Here is a 14,881-nt window from a genome sequence, read left to right as displayed (position 1 = left end):
GCGAATCGGTGAACTTGCCGAGCTTGCGATCTCAACCTAACTTGAGGTCAAGCTTTTATCCGCGAGGACCCCGCCGCCATGCCCGCCGCCCGCCGCCTCCGGCCCACCGACCTCCTCCCCATCGGCGAGATCGCGCGCCGCACCGGGCTCTCGGTCTCGGCGATCCGCTTCTACGAGGAAAAGCGCCTCGTCGAGCCGGTGCGCACCAATGGCAACCAGCGGCGTTTCCTGCGCTCCGACATCCGGCGGCTCTCCTTCATCCTCATCGCCCAGCGCCTCGGCCTGTCATTGGGCGAGATCGAGGCGGAGCTCGCGAAGCTCCCGCAGGGGCGCACTCCGACGGCGAAGGACTGGGAGGCGATCAGCGCAAGGGTCCGCGCGGGCCTTGATGCGAAGATCGCCGAACTGGTGCGCACCCGCGAGCGGCTCGACGGCTGCATCGGCTGCGGCTGCCTGAGCCTTTCGCATTGTGCGATCTGGAACCCGCAGGATGCGTTGGCCGAGCAGGGACCCGGCCCACGCACGCTGCTCGCCTAGCCCTCCGGCCCCAGCTCCGGATCGAGGTCCCGCGGCCTCGCGAAGTGGACGAGCTCGGCGCAGTAGCGCTTCAGCTCGCTCCAGTGGGCGATGTCGCACTCGAGCACCGCATAGGCCGCGGTCGGGAACTTGACGACCGCCTCCTTGAAGAGGGCATTCTCCTTGCCGGGCGCGACCAGCTCGAGGAGCACGTCCTGGAGGCCCGGATTGTGGCCTGAGATGAGGATCGCCTTCGCCTCCTCCTCGCCCGAGCCGGCATGGGACTCGATCGTCTCGACGATGGTGTCGAAGCTCGCGAGGTAGAGCCGCTGGTCCCAGATCGGCGCGGCCTCGGGGAGCGCCGCCTCGAGCGTGAGCTTCACCCGCACCGCCGGCGAGGCGATCAGCCGGTCCCACTTCACCCCGTGCTCGCGGATGTGCCGCCCGATCAGCGCGGCGCCCTTCTTGCCCCGCGCGTTGAGCCCGCGGTCGAAATCGCGCTGGCTGGTGTCGTCCCAGTCGCTCTTGGCGTGGCGCAGGAGGCCGAGAATCTTCATGGGCGAAAGGTCTCTCCTGCTGGCTCCACCGCTGCGCCCCCAACACCAGACGACACGCGTTGTAAAGCCTCATCGAGCGTCACCCGCCGCACCGGGGTGCCCTTGGGGAAGGCACTGAGCAGGCGCGAGGGGAAGGCGGGGGATAGGACGATGAAGTGGCCCGCGTCATCCTTGCTGCGGATCAGCCGCCCGAAGGCCTGGGCGAGGCGCGCGCGGATGATGCGGTCGTCATAGGCCGAGCCCCCGCCCGCCAGCCTGCGCGCCTTGTGGAGGATGTCGGGGCGCGGCCAGGGCACCTGCTCCATGACGACGCACCTGAGCGAGTGGCCGGGCACATCCACCCCGTCCCGCAGCGCATCGGTGCCGATCAGGCTCGCGCGCGGATCGTCGCGGAAAATGTCGACGAGGGTGCCGGTGTCGATCGGGTCGACGTGCTGGGCATAGACGGGGAGCCCGGCGCGGGCGAGGCGGTCGGCGATGCGGCCGTGGACCGCGCGCAGCCGGCGGATCGCGGTGAAGAGGCCGAGCACGCCGCCCGCGCTCGCCTCGATGATCCGCGCATAGGCCCCGGCGAGCGCGGGGAGGTCGCCCTTCGCGATGTCGGTGACGATCAGCACCTCGGCGCGGGCGGCATAGTCGAACGGGCTCTCGGCGGCCGAGAGCAGCGGCGCGACCTCGACATGGGCGGCGCCGGAGCGCTGAATCGCGGAAGCCCACCGGTCGTCGTCCTCCGTCCGGTCGGTGAGCGTCGCGCTGGTCAGCATCACTCCGTGCGCGGGTTCGAGCACGACGCGGGCAAAGGGCTTCATCGGGTCGAGCCAGCGGCGGTGGATCGCGACGTCGAACTCGCGCGCGTCGGAGCGGTCGACCGCGAGCCAGTCGACGAACTCGGGGTCGGCGGGGCCGCCGAGCCGGTCGAGCAGCGCCTCCCAGGCGGCGATCAGCTCGATCCGCCAGGCGAGCGCAAAGCGCGCCCCCTCGATCCGCGCGCGCCCCTGCGCGTCGAGCCAGTCGGGCGGCTCGGCAAGGATCGCTTCCAGCCGCCCCCCGAGGCGGATCAGCGGCACGCGGATGCTCGCGAGCGCCTCGGCGGCGCGGCCCGCGGCCTCGATCACCTCGCCCGGCAAGCCCGCCGCCTCGGTCTCGATCCCGTAGCCCGCCTCCTGCCCGCCGCTCTCGTCGCGGGCATAGGTCGCGGTGCGCACCGCCGCGAGCAGCGCCTCCAGAGGTCCGAAGGGCTGGTTCTCGGCGAGGCGCTGGAGCCAGCCGTCGGAGGGGAGCAGCTGCCCCGCTTTCACCGCCGCGGCGATCGCCTCGGCGCCCGCGTCATCGAAGCTCGCGACATCGGCGAGCCGCGCCGACAGGCCCCGGCGGCGGCCGCGCGATTCCTTCTCCGGACCCATGATCCAGCGCCTGAGTTCGATCGCCTCCTGCCCCGATAGCGTCGCGGCGAAGGTCGAGTCGGCGGCGTCGAAGACGTGGTGCCCCTCGTCGAAGATCAGCCGCGTCGGGCGCTGGTTCGGGTCGCGGGCGCGGGCGGCGTTGACCATGACGAGCGCGTGATTGGCGATGACGAGGTCGGCCTGCGCCGAATCCCGCGCGGCGCGCTCGATGAAGCACTTCCGGTAATGCGGACAGCCCGCGTAGATGCACTCGCCGCGCTGGTCGGTGAGCGCGGCGATCCCGCGCTTCCTGAACAGCGTGCCGAGCCAGCCCGGCAGGTCGCCGCCGATCATGTCCCCGTCGCGGGTGTAGGCGCCCCAGCGCGCCACGAGATGCGCGAGGATCGCGGGGCGCCCGGCGAACCCGCCTTGCAGCGCGTCCTCGAGATTGAGGAGGCACAGGTAATTCTCGCGGCCCTTGCGCACCACCACCGGCGGGGTGCCGTCGGGGCGCTTGACCGGCCAGGCCCGCCTGCTCTCGGCGCGCAATTGGCGTTGCAGGTTCTTGGTGAAGGTCGAGACCCAGACGGTGCCGCCCGCCTCAGCGGCCCACAGCGAGGCGGGGGCGAGATAGCCCAATGTCTTGCCGATCCCCGTTCCCGCCTGCGCGAGCGCGAGGTGCGGGCGGCCGGGGGCCGAGCGCGGGGCGAAGATGCGCGAGGCGTCGGCCGCATAGGCGCGCTGCCCGTCGCGCTGTTCGGCGCCTGCGCCGGTGAGGCGGGCGAGCTGCTGCTGGACGGCCTCGGACGAGAGCTCGACCTGCCGGGGGGCGGGGCGCTCGCCCGCCTCCTCCCACTCGGGCAGGCGCGCGAAGAGCCAGCGCTCGGCCTTCTCGGGCTTGGCGATGTGCGGGCGGAGGACCTGCGCCCAGGGCCAGCGCAGGCGTTCCAGGGACTGCACCGCGCTCCACGCCCCCTCGCGCTCGAACCACTCGGGGTCCTTGCAGGTGGCGATCAAGGCCCCCGCCGCCTGCTGGAGCATCGCGGGGACTTCGGCATCGCTCGCGGGCACCGGCAGGCCGAGTGCCTCGGCGAGCCCGCGCGGGGTCGGCACGCAGAAACGCGCGGGGTGGATGAAGGCGAAGGCCTCGAGCAGGTCGAGCCCCGAGAGGTCGGGGTAGCCGAGGCGGCTCGCCACCAGCGGGGCGTTGACGATGAGGGCCGGGGTGTCGGCGGCGGCCATGATCGCATCGCCCTTGGAGACCGCCTGGGTGGCGCCGCCCGCGGGCCGCAGCCAGTGTCCGCCGTGGCTCGCATGGAGCGCCGGAAGGTTCACGGGATCGGGGAGGTTCGCCGGGGGACTCACGGGGCCGAGGATGGGGACTGGGCAACCCAAAGTAAACGATTGGCTGGCATCTTCCCCAGCGAATTCCGGGAGTTCGGGCAAGGGGAAGGGCGGCGATGAGTTTCGGCAGGAAGGGCGTCGCACCCGGCGCCGGTGGAGGCGTGGCGGCCCCGGCGGGCGGCGCGGCGCTGCGGACGCGGCCCGCGATGCCGGCGGGCGCTCCGGTGCGGCCCGCAGCCCCTCTTGCAGAGGATCCCTACGCCGCCCAGCGCGAGGCCTTCCTCACTGCCGAGCGCGCCCGCCGTGCCGCCGAAGGGTCCGGGCGCGACCACGACAAGGAGGTGGTTATCCCCTATCCCCGCCGCGGCCGCGCGCCGGGGCAGTGGGGCACCTTCGGCGACCCGGCCAAGCGCTCGCTGCTGCTCGCCTATGTGCTGTGGAACTTCTGCTCGCCGCTCGGGATGCACCGCTTCTATTGCGGCGCGAGCGAGAGCGCGTGGTATCAACTCGCGCTGTTCTACGGCGGGATGGTGGTGCTGCTGATCTTCCCGCCCTTCGGGGTGGCGATGCTCGGGGTGTGGGCCGTGTGGATCTTTGCCGACCTGTTCCTGATGCCGGGAATGATGCGCCGCTTCAAGGCCGCGCACCGGGCCGACTTTGCCGAGGTCTTCGCCTGAGGGTTGCCAGACCCGGCGAAGGTGGCGCCAGACCCCTGCCAGACTCCCCTTAGCCCCCTCTAGACCCCCTCGAGACCCCCTCTCGGGCGGCATTTCTGCGATGTTTCACGTAAAGCATCGGCTTTCGGGGAAAGCGGGCTCCGGCGATCGCGCTTGCAAGCCGCGCCGGCTTCGCGCAATGCCCGCCCGCCATGACGATCTCTCCGCAAGACCTCCTCGCCGCAGCATCGCACTCCAAGGCCTGGCCCTTCCAGGAGGCGCAGCGCCTCGCCAAGCGCCTGCCGGAGGGCAAGCCCGGCGGGGTGCTGTTCGAGACCGGCTACGGCCCCTCGGGCCTGCCGCATATCGGGACTTTTCAGGAGGTTCTGCGCACCTCGCTGGTCCGCCGCGCCTACGAGGTGCTGACCGGAGGCGTGGCGACGCGGCTGGTCGCCTTCTCGGACGATCTCGACGGCCTGAGGAAGGTGCCGGGCAACGTCCCCAACCAGGCGATGCTCGCCGAGCACCTCGGCAAGCCCCTTTCGCGCATCCCTGATCCCTTTGAAAAGTACGAGAGTTTCGCCGCTCACAACAATGCGATGCTGCGCGACTTCCTCGACCGCTTCGGCTTCGACTACGAGTTCGTGAGCTCGTCCGACTGCTACAATTCGGGCCGGTTCGACGACGCGCTGCGGGCGGTGCTGGCGAATTTCCAGGCGATCCTCGACATCATGCTCCCGACGCTGGGCGAGGAGCGGCGCCGGACCTATTCGCCGATCATGCCGATCAGCCCGACCACCGGCGCCGTGCTCCAGGTGCCGGTCGAGGTGGTCGACGCCGCGCAAGGGATCATCCGCTTCACCGACGCGGACGGGAGCGTCGTCCAACAATCGGCGCTGGGCGGCATGGCCAAGTGCCAGTGGAAGGTCGACTGGGCGATGCGCTGGGTCGCGCTCGGCGTCGACTACGAGATGTACGGCAAGGACCTCACCGACAGCGGCATCCAGTCGGGCAAGATCGCCCGGGTGCTTGGCGGGAACAAGCCCGAGGGGCTGATCTACGAGCTGTTCCTCGATGCCAAGGGCGAGAAGATTTCCAAGACCAAGGGCAACGGGCTGTCGATCGAGCAGTGGCTCACCTACGGCAGCGAGGAGAGCCTCGGGTTCTACATATTCGCAAATCCCAAGAGCGCCAAGCAGTTGCACGCGGGCGTGATCCCCAAGGCGGTCGACGACTACTGGCAGTTCCGCGCCGCGATCCCCGGCCAGGACGTCGACAAGCGGCTCGGCAACCCGGTCTGGCACCTCCTGCGCGCCAATGCGCGGCACGAGGGGGCCGATGCGCCCGGGCAGGGCGAGACGCTCCCGGTGCCCTTCAGCCTGCTGCTCAATCTTGTAGGCGTGCTCGGCGCGAGTGCGACGCGCGAGGCGGTGTGGTCCTACCTCGGCAATTATGTCGCGGATGCCGACCCCGCCGCGCACCCGGCGCTCGACGCGCTGGTCGACAAGGCGCTCGCCTACAACCGCGATTTTGTCGCGCCCACCCTGGCGAAGCGCGCCCCCGCAGGCGGCGAGGTCGCGGCGCTGCGGGCGCTCGACGCGGCGCTCGCGGCGGCGGACCCGGCCACCTCGGCGGAGGACCTCCAGACCATCGTGTACGAGATCGGCAAGCAGCCCGAGTTCGGCTTCGAGTCCTTGCGCGACTGGTTCAAGGCGCTCTACGAGACCCTGCTCGGCTCCGAGCAGGGCCCGCGCATGGGGAGCTTCATCGCGCTCTATGGCATTGAGCCGACGCGCCGATTGATTGCCGAGGCGCTCGCAAGGGCCTAAGTCTCGGCGTCATGACCCTGGCAGCCGATCCCCGCCACCTCGCCCGCGACCTGCTCGGGCGCGACTATGACGAACTCGACGTCGAGGAACAGCGGGTGCTGGACCGCATCGCGTCGGGCACCCTCACCGGACGCGACGCCGACGAGCTCGCACAGGCCCACGCCACCTGGGCCGATCGCCTCGCCGACCGGGTCGCGGCGGTGGGGGGAAGCTGGGGCTTCATCATCGGCTTCGGCGTGGTGCTGGTCGCCTGGGCGGCGATCAACACGGGGCTCCTGCCGGACCTCGGGCTCAAGGCCTTCGACGCCTATCCCTACATCTTCCTGAACCTGATGCTCTCGATGCTCGCCGCGGTGCAGGCGCCGATCATCCTGATGAGCCAGAACCGCCAGTCGATGAAGGACCGCATCACCGCGCGGCACGATTACGAGGTCAACCTGCGCACCCAGCTCGAGATCATCCGCCTCGCGCGGCGGCTCGACGGGCTCGCGCAGGAGGTGGCGGAGATTGGCCGCCACCTCGGGTCGGAGCCGCCGAAGGACTAGGGCTCAGCGTGCCTCGAGGCCGAAGGCGCGGGTGCGGTACCACTTGGTGATGATGTGCTTGACCCCGCGCTCGACCGGGAGCCCGGCATGGAGCGTGCCCTCGTTGGGGCGCCCGTCGGGAAGGGCATTGTTCCACAGCAGCAACACGCCGGGGGTCGGCGCGATAGCGATTTGCGCGCGCACGAAGAAGGTCGCGCCGCCTTCCTCGACCGCATTGAGATAGGCCATCGCCGTCCAGCTGCGCTGCCCGCCGCGCGCCGCCTCCTGCGGCCAGTAGCTCTCGGTGGTGTAGAACCAGTCGTTGTGCGGCTTGAACTCCTGCCCCTCGCGGTAGCGCTGGCCCTGCACCGGTTCGCCGATCTCCGCCGCGATCCCGAGCACCTCGTCGATGCGTCGCGAGACCGCAGCGACGAGCGGGTCGGCGGGGTCGAGATCGCCGGAAAAGGAGGTGCGAAAGCCGCTCGCATAATCGATCTCGTGGAGCGCCGAGGGCCTCGCGACGGCGTCGATCCGGGCGCGGAGCCCTTCCTGTTCCTCCGCGCAAAGGAAGCCGCCGATGGCGAAAAGCTCCATCCCCTCGACATCGACCCGATAGACAGCGGGGTTGGCGGCAAGCCGCGCGCGCACCTGCTCGCCGAGCCGGGCGAGGGCGGCTTGATCGGGAACAAGGTCGGACGCGCGCATCGCCGCCACAGCTAGCAAGCCCGCTCGCTGGCGCAAGCTTGCGCGATGCGCCCGGAGTGATAGGCTTGGACCCGGTCAAATCGGGGAAAGGGACGATCCGATGAATTCGCAAGCCAGGTATTCGGGCCTTGCCATGCTGCTCCACTGGACGATCGCGGTGCTGGTGATCGCCACCTGGCGGATCGCCGAAGCGGCCGAGGGCGCCGCGACGCGCGAGGCCAAGGGCGCGATCATGAGCAACCACTTCGCGCTCGGCGTGGTGATCTTCGCGCTCGTCGCGGCGCGGCTGGTGTGGCGGCAGGTGAGCCCGCCGCCGGCGCCGGTGGCGGGTCACCGGGGCTGGGAGCGCACCCTCGCGCGGCTCGTCCATTTCGCCTTCTACGCGCTGCTGCTGGTGATGCCGATCGCCGGCTGGGTGGCGCTGTCGAGCTTCGGCGGGCCGATCAGCGTCTTCGGCCTGTTCGAGCTCCCGCCGCTCCCCGTGGGGATCGACGAGGCGCGCGGCGAGGCGATCTTCGAGATCCACGGTGCGGCCGGCATCACGCTGCTCGTGCTGATCGCGATCCACGCGCTCGCCGCGCTCAAGCACACGCTGGTCGACAAGGACGGCACGCTGTTCCGGATGCTGCCCTTCGGCAGGGTCAAGGGCTGAGCGCCGCGCGCCGCGCACGGGAAAGCCCCGCCGGATCGCTCCGGCGGGGCTTCGCGCATCTGGCGGGAACTCACCAGAAGAAGTCGTAGATCACGTCGACCACCTCGCCCGAGTAGATGTCGACGAGCAGCACGTCGTCGTAATAGCGGACCCACTGGTAGGGGCCGTAGGCCGGGGGCAGGCGATAGGCCCAGGGGTCGTTGATGAAGAAGCGCGGCTGGAAGAACAGGCTGTCGAGGAACAGCCCGATCGAGAGCCGGCTGTAGCGGTGGCTCCGGAACGGCGCGTAGTAGGGGCCGGGGCGGAACAGCAGCCGGTTGTCGTTGCGCCAGCCGTACCAGTTGTAGTTGCGGTTGGAGCGCCAGCGGTTGTCCCAGCGGCGGAAGTCGCGGTTGTCCCAGCCGGGGCGGCCGTTCCAGCCCCAGCGCCAATCGTCGCGCCGCCAGTCGCGCCGGTCCGCGCGCCAATCGCCGCGGCGACCGCCCTGCCAGCCGTCCCGCCGACCGTCACGGTCGCCGCGCCAGTCGCCCTGGCGCCCATCGCGCCAATCGTCGCGGCGCCCGTCGCGCCAGTCGCCCTGGCGGGTGTCGCGGCCGGTGCCGAGCCACCCGGCATCGCCGCGCCCGCGACGATCCTCGACGCGGTCGGCGCGGCGCTCGGTGCGGTCCTCGATCCGGTCGGCGCGCGCGTCGCCGCGGTCCTCGATGCGGTCCGCGCGGCGATCCCCGCGGTCCTCGATGCGGTCGGCGCGCCACTCGGTGCGGCGGTCGACCCGCTCCGCGGCGCCGTCGCGGCCGCGCCATTCGAGCCGGTCGGCGCGCGCGTCGCCGCGCTGCTCGACCGCGTCAGCACGACGTTCGCTGCGGCGATCGACCTGCTCGGCGCGCCATTCGCTGCGGCGGTCGACCCGTTCCGCCCGCTCCTCGCCGCGGCGCTCGATGCGCTCGGGGCGCGCGGCCGGACCCGCGCCGAAACCGCCGCGATCACGCCTTCCGGCGCCGCGCCCCTCGCGGGGGCCGAAGCCCGCGCCGGCCGCGACATCGGGGTCGATGCGGGTCGGCGGGGTGTAGGTCGCCGCAGCGGCAGGGGGCGGAGCATAGGCGGGGGCCGGCGCGGCGGCCGAGCGCTCGAAGCGTGCGGGCCGCTCGGCACGTGGGCCGCGCTCCGGGCGGACCACCTCGGCTCGCACCGGGGCAGGCCGCTCCGCACGCATCGGCCTCGAACCCGGAGCACGGGGCGCAGGCTCGGCGCGGATTTCGGCCGCGTCCTGCGCGGCGGCGGGGACGGCGGGGAGAGCGACGGCGAGCGCCGCGGCGAGCGCCGCCAGCGATCCGCTCTTCGCAAAGAGGGTCATCATCGGATAGTGCCTCCACTTGCGCCCGCCCACCACAAGCGGCTGGTTGTGATGCGGCTTTCCTATCGCGAGCGATCTGTCGCAGGGATGAACCGGGCGGCCGATGTTCAGAAAAAATGCGCGTAAAGTGAATAGGCGCGCCCATGCTTGACCTGCGCGGCGTTGCGGCCGAAGGCTCGCGCCATGTTCGAGAGCCTCGAAGACTGCCTCGCCGACTGCCGCAACCGGCTCGTCCGCGCGCCGCGCGACCGGCGCTCGCTCATGCATACGCCGGTGGTGGTGAGCGGCGATGTCGACGCGCGGGTGATGGTGCTGCGCGCCTTCGATGCGGAAGGCTGGCACCTGCGCTTCCACACCGATGCCCGCGCCCCCAAGGCCGCGGTCTTCGCCGCCGATCCCCGCGCGGCGGTGCTGTTCTACGACAAGGGCGCCAAGGTGCAGATACGCGCGCGCGGGCTTGCAGAGATCCTCGCGGACGGCCCCGAGGTCGAGGCCGCGTGGGCGGCGAGCACCAACTTCGCGCGGCGCTGCTATCTCGGCGACGGCCCCGGCACGGCGAGCGATGCGCCCACCTCCGGCCTGCCGCCGGAGTTCGAGGGGGTCGAGCCGGACGATGCGCAGCTGGTTCCCGCCCGCGACAACTTCGCGCTGCTCCGGATCACGCTGACCGCGCTCGACTGGTTCTATCTCGCCCACACCGGGCACGTGCGCGCACAGTTCGCGCGCGAAGGCGCCGCGGCGGCCTGGGAGGGGCGCTGGGTCTCGCCCTGAGCGTTCAGGCCGCGCTGGCGGCCTGACAGACCGAAGGGCGCGCCGGCAGGAGGGGCCAAAGAGCCCCTCATGACCCCCTCAGCGTCGTGCGGCAACCGCGAAGCCGGCCGCGAGCGGCCACTGGCCTGCCCGCCGCGCAATGCTCGTCAGCGCGTCAACTTCTTGTAGGCGAGGCGCGTCGGGCGGTCGGCGGCGTCGCCGAGGCGGCGGCGCTTGTCTTCCTCGTAGGCCTCGAAGTTGCCCTCGAACCATTCGACGTGGCTGTTGCCCTCGAAGGCGAGGATGTGGGTGGCGAGGCGGTCGAGGAAGAAGCGGTCGTGGCTGATGACCACGGCGCAGCCCGCGAAGTTCTCGATCGCGTCCTCGAGCGCGGCGAGCGTCTCGACGTCGAGGTCGTTGGTCGGCTCGTCGAGCAGCAGCACATTGCCGCCCTGCTTGAGCATCTTCGCCATGTGCACGCGGTTACGCTCGCCGCCCGAGAGCTTGCCGACGTTCTTCTGCTGGTCGGCGCCCTTGAAGTTGAACGCGCCGACATAGGCGCGCGTGCTCATGTCCTGGCCGTTGACCTTCATGTAGTCGAGCCCGTCGCTGATCTCGGCCCACACGTTGTTGGCGGGGTTGAGGTGATCGCGGCTCTGGTCGACATAGCCGAGGTGCACGGTCGAGCCGATCTCGATCGTCCCGCTGTCGGGCTGTTCCTTGCCGGTGAGGATCTTGAACAGCGTCGACTTGCCCGCGCCGTTGGGGCCGATCACGCCGACGATCCCGCCCGGGGGCAGGATGAAGCTGAGGTTCTCGAACAGCAGCTTGTCGCCATAGGCCTTGGAGATGTTCTTCGCCTCGATCACCTTGCCGCCGAGGCGCTCGGGCACCTGGATGACGATCTGCGCCTTGCCGACCTGACGGTTGTCCTGGCTGTTCTGGAGCTCCTCGAACTTGCGGATGCGCGCCTTGGACTTGGTCTGGCGCGCGGCCGGGGTCTGGCGGATCCACTCGAGCTCGCGGGCGAGCGCCTTCTGCTTGCCGCTTTCCTCGCGGCTTTCCTGCTCGAGCCGCTTGGCCTTTTTCTCGAGATAGGTCGAGTAGTTGCCCTCGTAGGGATAGTAGGACCCGCGGTCGAGTTCGAGGATCCACTCCACCACGTTGTCGAGGAAGTAGCGGTCGTGGGTGATCATCAGCACCGCGCCGGCATATTCCTTGAGGTGGTTCTCGAGCCACTGGACGCTCTCGGCGTCGAGGTGGTTGGTGGGCTCGTCGAGCAGCAGGATCGAGGGCTTCTGGATCAGCAGGCGGGTCAGCGCGACGCGGCGCTTCTCGCCGCCCGAGAGGCTTTCGACGCTCCAGTCGCCGGGCGGGCAGCGCAGGGCCTCCATCGCGACCTCGAGCTGGTTGTCGAGCGTCCAGCCGTCAACCGCGTCGATCTTGTCCTGAAGCTCGCCCATCTCCGCGCCGAGGGTCTCGAAGTCGGCGTCGGGCTCGCACATCAGCGCGCTGATCTCGTTGAAGCGGTCGACCATGTCGGCGATCCCGCGCGCGCCGTCCTTGACGTTCTCGAGCACGGTCTTGGTGGGATCGAGCTCGGGCTCCTGCTCGAGATAGCCGACGGTGATGTTCTCGCCCGGCCAGGCCTCGCCGGTGAAGTCCTTGTCGATGCCGGCCATGATCTTGATGAGCGTCGACTTGCCCGCGCCGTTGGGGCCGACGATGCCGATCTTGGCGCCCTGGTAGAACTGCAGGTTGATGTTGCTGAGCACCGGCTTCTGGGCGCCGGGGAAGGTCTTGGTCATGCCCTTCATGACATAGGCATATTGCGCGGCCATCGGTTCGTCCTTCGGGATCGAGAGAAATCGCAGAGCGGGGAGGTTCGGGCGTGCAGATAGGGAAGGGCAGGGGCGAGGGCAAGCGGCTAGACAGGCTGGCGAGGGCGGCCTAGCACCCGGGGCCATGAACCGTATCACACCTGTGCTCGCCGCGCTCTCGCTCGCCGTTCCCGCCGCCGCCAAGACTCCGCCCGCCGCACCCCCGCCGCCGCCGAACCTCGAGCAGGTGGCCGACGAGGCGCTCGTCCGCGACGAGCGCGCCTGGGACTTCGTCGAGGGGATCACCACCGAGGTCGGCCAGCGCCAGGCCGGGACCGAGGCGGAGGCGCGCGGGCGCGCCTGGGCGGCGGCGTGGCTCAAGCAGAACGGCTTCCGCAACGTCGCGGACGAGCACTACATGATGCCAACCTGGGTGCCGGGCGAGCCGGGCCGCGCCGAGATCCTTGGCCCCTTCCCGCAGAGCCTCGCGGTCGCCCCGCTCGGCGACAGCGCCTCGACCGGTCCCGAGGGCATCACCGCAGAGGTGCTGATGTTCAGGACCGTCGCCGACCTGCAAGCCGCGCCGGCGGGGAGCCTTGCGGGCAGGATCGCCTATGTGAGCAACGCCATGACCCGCACACAAGACGGCAGCCAGTACGGCTTCGCCGGACCGACGCGCTGGGTCGCCGCCGGGATCGCCGCGAGCAAGGGCGCGGTCGCGACGGTCATCAAGTCGGTCGGCACCGACAGTCATCGCAACCCCCACACCGGCGGCACGAGCTTCCCCGCGGGCGTGAAGCCCACGCCCGCGGGCGCGCTCAGCAACCCCGATGCGGCGAACCTCGAGCGGATGTTCAAGCGGGCGGGCGGCAAGCCGATCACCATGAAGCTGGTGCTGACCCCGCGCGACTTGGGCGAGACGCAAAGCGGCAACGTCGTCGGCGAGATCGTCGGGCGCAATCCCTCGCTTCCGCCGGTGCTGCTCGCCTGCCACCTCGACAGCTGGTGGCTCGGCACGGGCGCGGTCGACGACGGGGCGGGCTGCGCGATCATCGCCGCCGCGGCGCTCAACGTCGCCAAGGCGGGCCAGCCCTTGCGGACAGTGCGCGTGCTCTTCGCGGGCGCCGAGGAAACCGGCCTGTGGGGCAGCAAGGCCTATAGCGCCGCTCACCTCGGCGAGCCGATCGCGGTCGGGATCGAGAGCGATTTCGGCGCGGACCGGATCTGGCGCTTCGATTCGAACTTCCGGACCACCAACCCCGACCTCCACAAGCGCATCGCGGCCGCCGTGGCGCGCTTCGGCGTGTCGGCGGGGAGCGAGGTCGCGGGCGGGGGCGCGGACCTCAACATCGTACGCGACCAGAACGGCGCGCTGGTCGACCTCCAGCAGGACGGCACCCGCTATTTCGACCTCCACCACACGCCCGACGACACGCTCGACAAGATCGATCCCGCGCAGCTGCGCCAGAACGTCGCGGTGTGGACTCAGGTGGTGGGGATCCTCGCCAACGAGGGGACGGCGATCCTGACCGGGTCGCCGATGCCCTCGGCCCCGCCGATCATGGACGGCAAGAAGTAGGCCTCAAGCCAGCGCCGCGGCCGCGCCTTGCGTGCCGATCAGGGCCCGGTCAGTGGGCATCGGCCCGGTCGAGCGCGAGCCGCAGGTCGCCGAGGCGGATCCCGGCGACCGCCGCCTGCGGATCGGGCGCGGCGAGCACGTCCGCCATCTCGCGCAGCGACTGGGCGAGGCGGTCGATCTGCTGGAGCTGGACAAGGTAGCTTCCCGCGACCACCGCATCGCTGCACAGCACGGTGCCGAACTGCTCGGACTCCGCGGCAAGGCTCGCGAGCTGCGCGGCGATCCCCGCGAGCAGCGCGGGCGAATGCGGCGCGGGCGCGGACAGGGATGGTGCAGGGCCGCTCATGCTCAGGCCGCCATCTCGATCGGCTCGTCGGACATGAGCCGGGCGAGGTCGAGGACCATCACCATGTCCTCGCCGAGCGGAGCGATGCCCTCGAGGAAATGGGTGATGGTCTCGTGGCCCATCGCGTCGGGCTGCTGGAGCGTGCCCGCCTCGATCGAGACGATGTCGGCGACGTCATGGACGATCAGGCCGCGCATCTGGCCCTGGTGCTCGATGACGATGATCGGGTTGCGCGGGGTCGCGTCGGTCGGCTGCCAGCCGAGCCGCGCGGCAAGGTCGATCACCGGCAGCACCGCGCCGCGCAGGTTGACGACGCCCGCGACATAGTCGGGCACGCGCGGCAGGCGCGTCACCGGCGACCAGGCGCGGATCTCGCGCACCGTCATGATGTCGATGCCGAAGCGCTGGTTGGCGATGCCGAAGGTGATGAGTTCGTGGCGCATGGGACGGCTCCTCGCGGGAAAGTCAGGCGGATCAGTGGATCACGCGGCGCAGCGCGGCGGTGAGCTTGTCGGCGTCGAAGGGCTTGACGATCCACCCCGTCGCCCCGGCGTTGCGCGCGCGCTGCTTCTTCTCGTCCGAGCTCTCGGTGGTGAGCACGAGGATCGGGCGCTCGGCATGGAGCGCGCTGGTGCGCAGCTTCTCGATCAGGCCGAAGCCGTCGAGGCGCGGCATGTTGATGTCGGTGATGATGACGTCGACCTCGTTCGAGGCCAGCCACTCGAGCGCCTCCTGGCCGTCCACGCATTGTTCGACCGCGAACCCGCGCGAGGTCAGCGCGCCGAGCAACAGCGCGCGCATCGAGGCGCTGTCGTCGACCGTGAGGACACGGATGGGGGCAGTGTTGCTCGCTTGCATGATAGGCTC

The 14,881-nt window shown here is 70.7% G+C and carries 15 protein-coding genes; 7 read left to right on the top strand and 8 right to left on the bottom strand.

All coding sequences use genetic code 11. The annotated features are described in order from the left end of the window. Positions 1–78 precede the first annotated feature (78 nt). Positions 79–537, top strand: coding sequence for a redox-sensitive transcriptional activator SoxR (gene soxR, locus ACLBKU_RS00125; RefSeq protein WP_410177498.1), 459 nt, complete (start codon positions 79–81; stop codon positions 535–537). On the opposite strand, the gene ACLBKU_RS00120 is transcribed toward soxR, so the two are convergent. Together ACLBKU_RS00120 and ACLBKU_RS00115 are read right to left on the bottom strand one after the other, a co-directional pair. Then, on the bottom strand, positions 534–1,073 hold the full coding sequence (locus ACLBKU_RS00120; protein WP_410177497.1) for a SixA phosphatase family protein: 540 nt from the start codon (positions 1,071–1,073) through the stop codon (positions 534–536). The two genes, soxR and ACLBKU_RS00120, sit on opposite strands and share 4 nt — an antisense overlap. Continuing rightward, on the bottom strand, positions 1,070–3,697 hold the full coding sequence (locus ACLBKU_RS00115) for an ATP-dependent DNA helicase (RefSeq protein WP_410178975.1): 2,628 nt from the start codon (positions 3,695–3,697) through the stop codon (positions 1,070–1,072). The genes ACLBKU_RS00120 and ACLBKU_RS00115 overlap by 4 nt, the downstream gene beginning before the upstream one ends. A gap of 218 nt (positions 3,698–3,915) precedes the next feature. Here ACLBKU_RS00115 and ACLBKU_RS00110 point away from each other — a divergent pair, with 218 nt between their 5' ends. The 3 genes from ACLBKU_RS00110 (at position 3,916) to ACLBKU_RS00100 (ending at position 6,829) form a co-directional block, all read left to right on the top strand. Beyond that, entirely contained in the window at positions 3,916–4,476 is a 561-nt protein-coding gene (locus tag ACLBKU_RS00110) for a TM2 domain-containing protein (RefSeq protein WP_410177496.1), read from the top strand. A 191-nt stretch (positions 4,477–4,667) separates the two neighbouring features. Then, on the top strand, positions 4,668–6,284 hold the full coding sequence (locus ACLBKU_RS00105; RefSeq protein ID WP_410177495.1) for a lysine--tRNA ligase: 1,617 nt from the start codon (positions 4,668–4,670) through the stop codon (positions 6,282–6,284). 11 nt (positions 6,285–6,295) lie between these two features. Then, the gene (locus ACLBKU_RS00100; RefSeq protein ID WP_410177494.1) at positions 6,296–6,829 is read left to right on the top strand and encodes a DUF1003 domain-containing protein; all 534 of its coding nucleotides are present in this window, start codon (positions 6,296–6,298) and stop codon (positions 6,827–6,829) included. Positions 6,830–6,832: 3 nt separating this feature from the next. Here ACLBKU_RS00100 and ACLBKU_RS00095 read toward each other — a convergent pair whose 3' ends face one another. Further along, positions 6,833–7,513, bottom strand: coding sequence for a prolyl hydroxylase family protein (locus ACLBKU_RS00095; protein ID WP_410177493.1), 681 nt, complete (start codon positions 7,511–7,513; stop codon positions 6,833–6,835). A 100-nt stretch (positions 7,514–7,613) separates the two neighbouring features. Between ACLBKU_RS00095 and ACLBKU_RS00090 the strand changes: the two genes are divergently transcribed. Continuing rightward, entirely contained in the window at positions 7,614–8,165 is a 552-nt protein-coding gene (locus ACLBKU_RS00090; RefSeq protein WP_410177492.1) for a cytochrome b, read from the top strand. A 70-nt stretch (positions 8,166–8,235) separates the two neighbouring features. Here ACLBKU_RS00090 and ACLBKU_RS00085 read toward each other — a convergent pair whose 3' ends face one another. Then, positions 8,236–9,522, bottom strand: a complete 1,287-nt coding sequence (locus tag ACLBKU_RS00085; RefSeq protein WP_410177491.1) for an RcnB family protein — start codon at positions 9,520–9,522, stop codon at positions 8,236–8,238. Between the two features lie 180 nt (positions 9,523–9,702). On the opposite strand from ACLBKU_RS00085, the gene ACLBKU_RS00080 reads away from it, so the two are divergent. Beyond that, entirely contained in the window at positions 9,703–10,290 is a 588-nt protein-coding gene (locus ACLBKU_RS00080) for a pyridoxamine 5'-phosphate oxidase family protein (protein ID WP_410177490.1), read from the top strand. Between the two features lie 146 nt (positions 10,291–10,436). On the opposite strand, the gene ettA is transcribed toward ACLBKU_RS00080, so the two are convergent. Then, a complete protein-coding gene (gene ettA / locus ACLBKU_RS00075) occupies positions 10,437–12,110 on the bottom strand; it encodes an energy-dependent translational throttle protein EttA (RefSeq protein ID WP_410177489.1) in 1,674 nt (557 codons plus the stop codon). Between the two features lie 124 nt (positions 12,111–12,234). Here ettA and ACLBKU_RS00070 point away from each other — a divergent pair, with 124 nt between their 5' ends. Further along, positions 12,235–13,668, top strand: a complete 1,434-nt coding sequence (locus tag ACLBKU_RS00070; protein ID WP_410177488.1) for a M20/M25/M40 family metallo-hydrolase — start codon at positions 12,235–12,237, stop codon at positions 13,666–13,668. 49 nt (positions 13,669–13,717) lie between these two features. Here ACLBKU_RS00070 and ACLBKU_RS00065 read toward each other — a convergent pair whose 3' ends face one another. The 3 genes from ACLBKU_RS00065 to ACLBKU_RS00055 are packed head-to-tail and all read right to left on the bottom strand — an operon-like array spanning position 13,718 to position 14,872. Then, on the bottom strand, positions 13,718–14,014 hold the full coding sequence (locus ACLBKU_RS00065; protein WP_410177487.1) for a hypothetical protein: 297 nt from the start codon (positions 14,012–14,014) through the stop codon (positions 13,718–13,720). Between the two features lie 2 nt (positions 14,015–14,016). Further along, positions 14,017–14,457 (bottom strand): chemotaxis protein CheW, encoded by a 441-nt coding sequence (locus tag ACLBKU_RS00060; protein ID WP_410177486.1) that lies wholly within the window; start codon positions 14,455–14,457, stop codon positions 14,017–14,019. 31 nt (positions 14,458–14,488) lie between these two features. Beyond that, positions 14,489–14,872, bottom strand: a complete 384-nt coding sequence (locus tag ACLBKU_RS00055) for a response regulator (protein ID WP_410177485.1) — start codon at positions 14,870–14,872, stop codon at positions 14,489–14,491. Positions 14,873–14,881 lie beyond the last annotated feature (9 nt).

The sequence above is a fragment of the Erythrobacter sp. NE805 genome, from assembly GCF_046452355.1.
In the GTDB taxonomy this organism is placed as follows: Bacteria; Pseudomonadota; Alphaproteobacteria; order Sphingomonadales; family Sphingomonadaceae; genus Erythrobacter.
Note: the sequence above shows the minus strand (reverse complement) of the source record. Positions and strands in the feature narration are given on the sequence as shown.

Coding starts and splice junctions, on each gene's coding strand:
- ettA (WP_410177489.1), bottom strand. CDS start 12,110: ATGGCCGCGCAATATGCCTATGTCATGAAGGGCATGACCAAGACCTTC.
- ACLBKU_RS00055 (WP_410177485.1), bottom strand. CDS start 14,872: ATGCAAGCGAGCAACACTGCCCCCATCCGTGTCCTCACGGTCGACGAC.
- ACLBKU_RS00100 (WP_410177494.1), top strand. CDS start 6,296: ATGACCCTGGCAGCCGATCCCCGCCACCTCGCCCGCGACCTGCTCGGG.
- ACLBKU_RS00105 (WP_410177495.1), top strand. CDS start 4,668: ATGACGATCTCTCCGCAAGACCTCCTCGCCGCAGCATCGCACTCCAAG.
- ACLBKU_RS00110 (WP_410177496.1), top strand. CDS start 3,916: ATGAGTTTCGGCAGGAAGGGCGTCGCACCCGGCGCCGGTGGAGGCGTG.
- ACLBKU_RS00095 (WP_410177493.1), bottom strand. CDS start 7,513: ATGCGCGCGTCCGACCTTGTTCCCGATCAAGCCGCCCTCGCCCGGCTC.
- ACLBKU_RS00070 (WP_410177488.1), top strand. CDS start 12,235: ATGAACCGTATCACACCTGTGCTCGCCGCGCTCTCGCTCGCCGTTCCC.
- ACLBKU_RS00065 (WP_410177487.1), bottom strand. CDS start 14,014: ATGAGCGGCCCTGCACCATCCCTGTCCGCGCCCGCGCCGCATTCGCCC.
- ACLBKU_RS00085 (WP_410177491.1), bottom strand. CDS start 9,522: ATGATGACCCTCTTTGCGAAGAGCGGATCGCTGGCGGCGCTCGCCGCG.
- ACLBKU_RS00120 (WP_410177497.1), bottom strand. CDS start 1,073: ATGAAGATTCTCGGCCTCCTGCGCCACGCCAAGAGCGACTGGGACGAC.
- ACLBKU_RS00060 (WP_410177486.1), bottom strand. CDS start 14,457: ATGCGCCACGAACTCATCACCTTCGGCATCGCCAACCAGCGCTTCGGC.
- soxR (WP_410177498.1), top strand. CDS start 79: ATGCCCGCCGCCCGCCGCCTCCGGCCCACCGACCTCCTCCCCATCGGC.
- ACLBKU_RS00080 (WP_410177490.1), top strand. CDS start 9,703: ATGTTCGAGAGCCTCGAAGACTGCCTCGCCGACTGCCGCAACCGGCTC.
- ACLBKU_RS00090 (WP_410177492.1), top strand. CDS start 7,614: ATGAATTCGCAAGCCAGGTATTCGGGCCTTGCCATGCTGCTCCACTGG.
- ACLBKU_RS00115 (WP_410178975.1), bottom strand. CDS start 3,697: ATGGCCGCCGCCGACACCCCGGCCCTCATCGTCAACGCCCCGCTGGTG.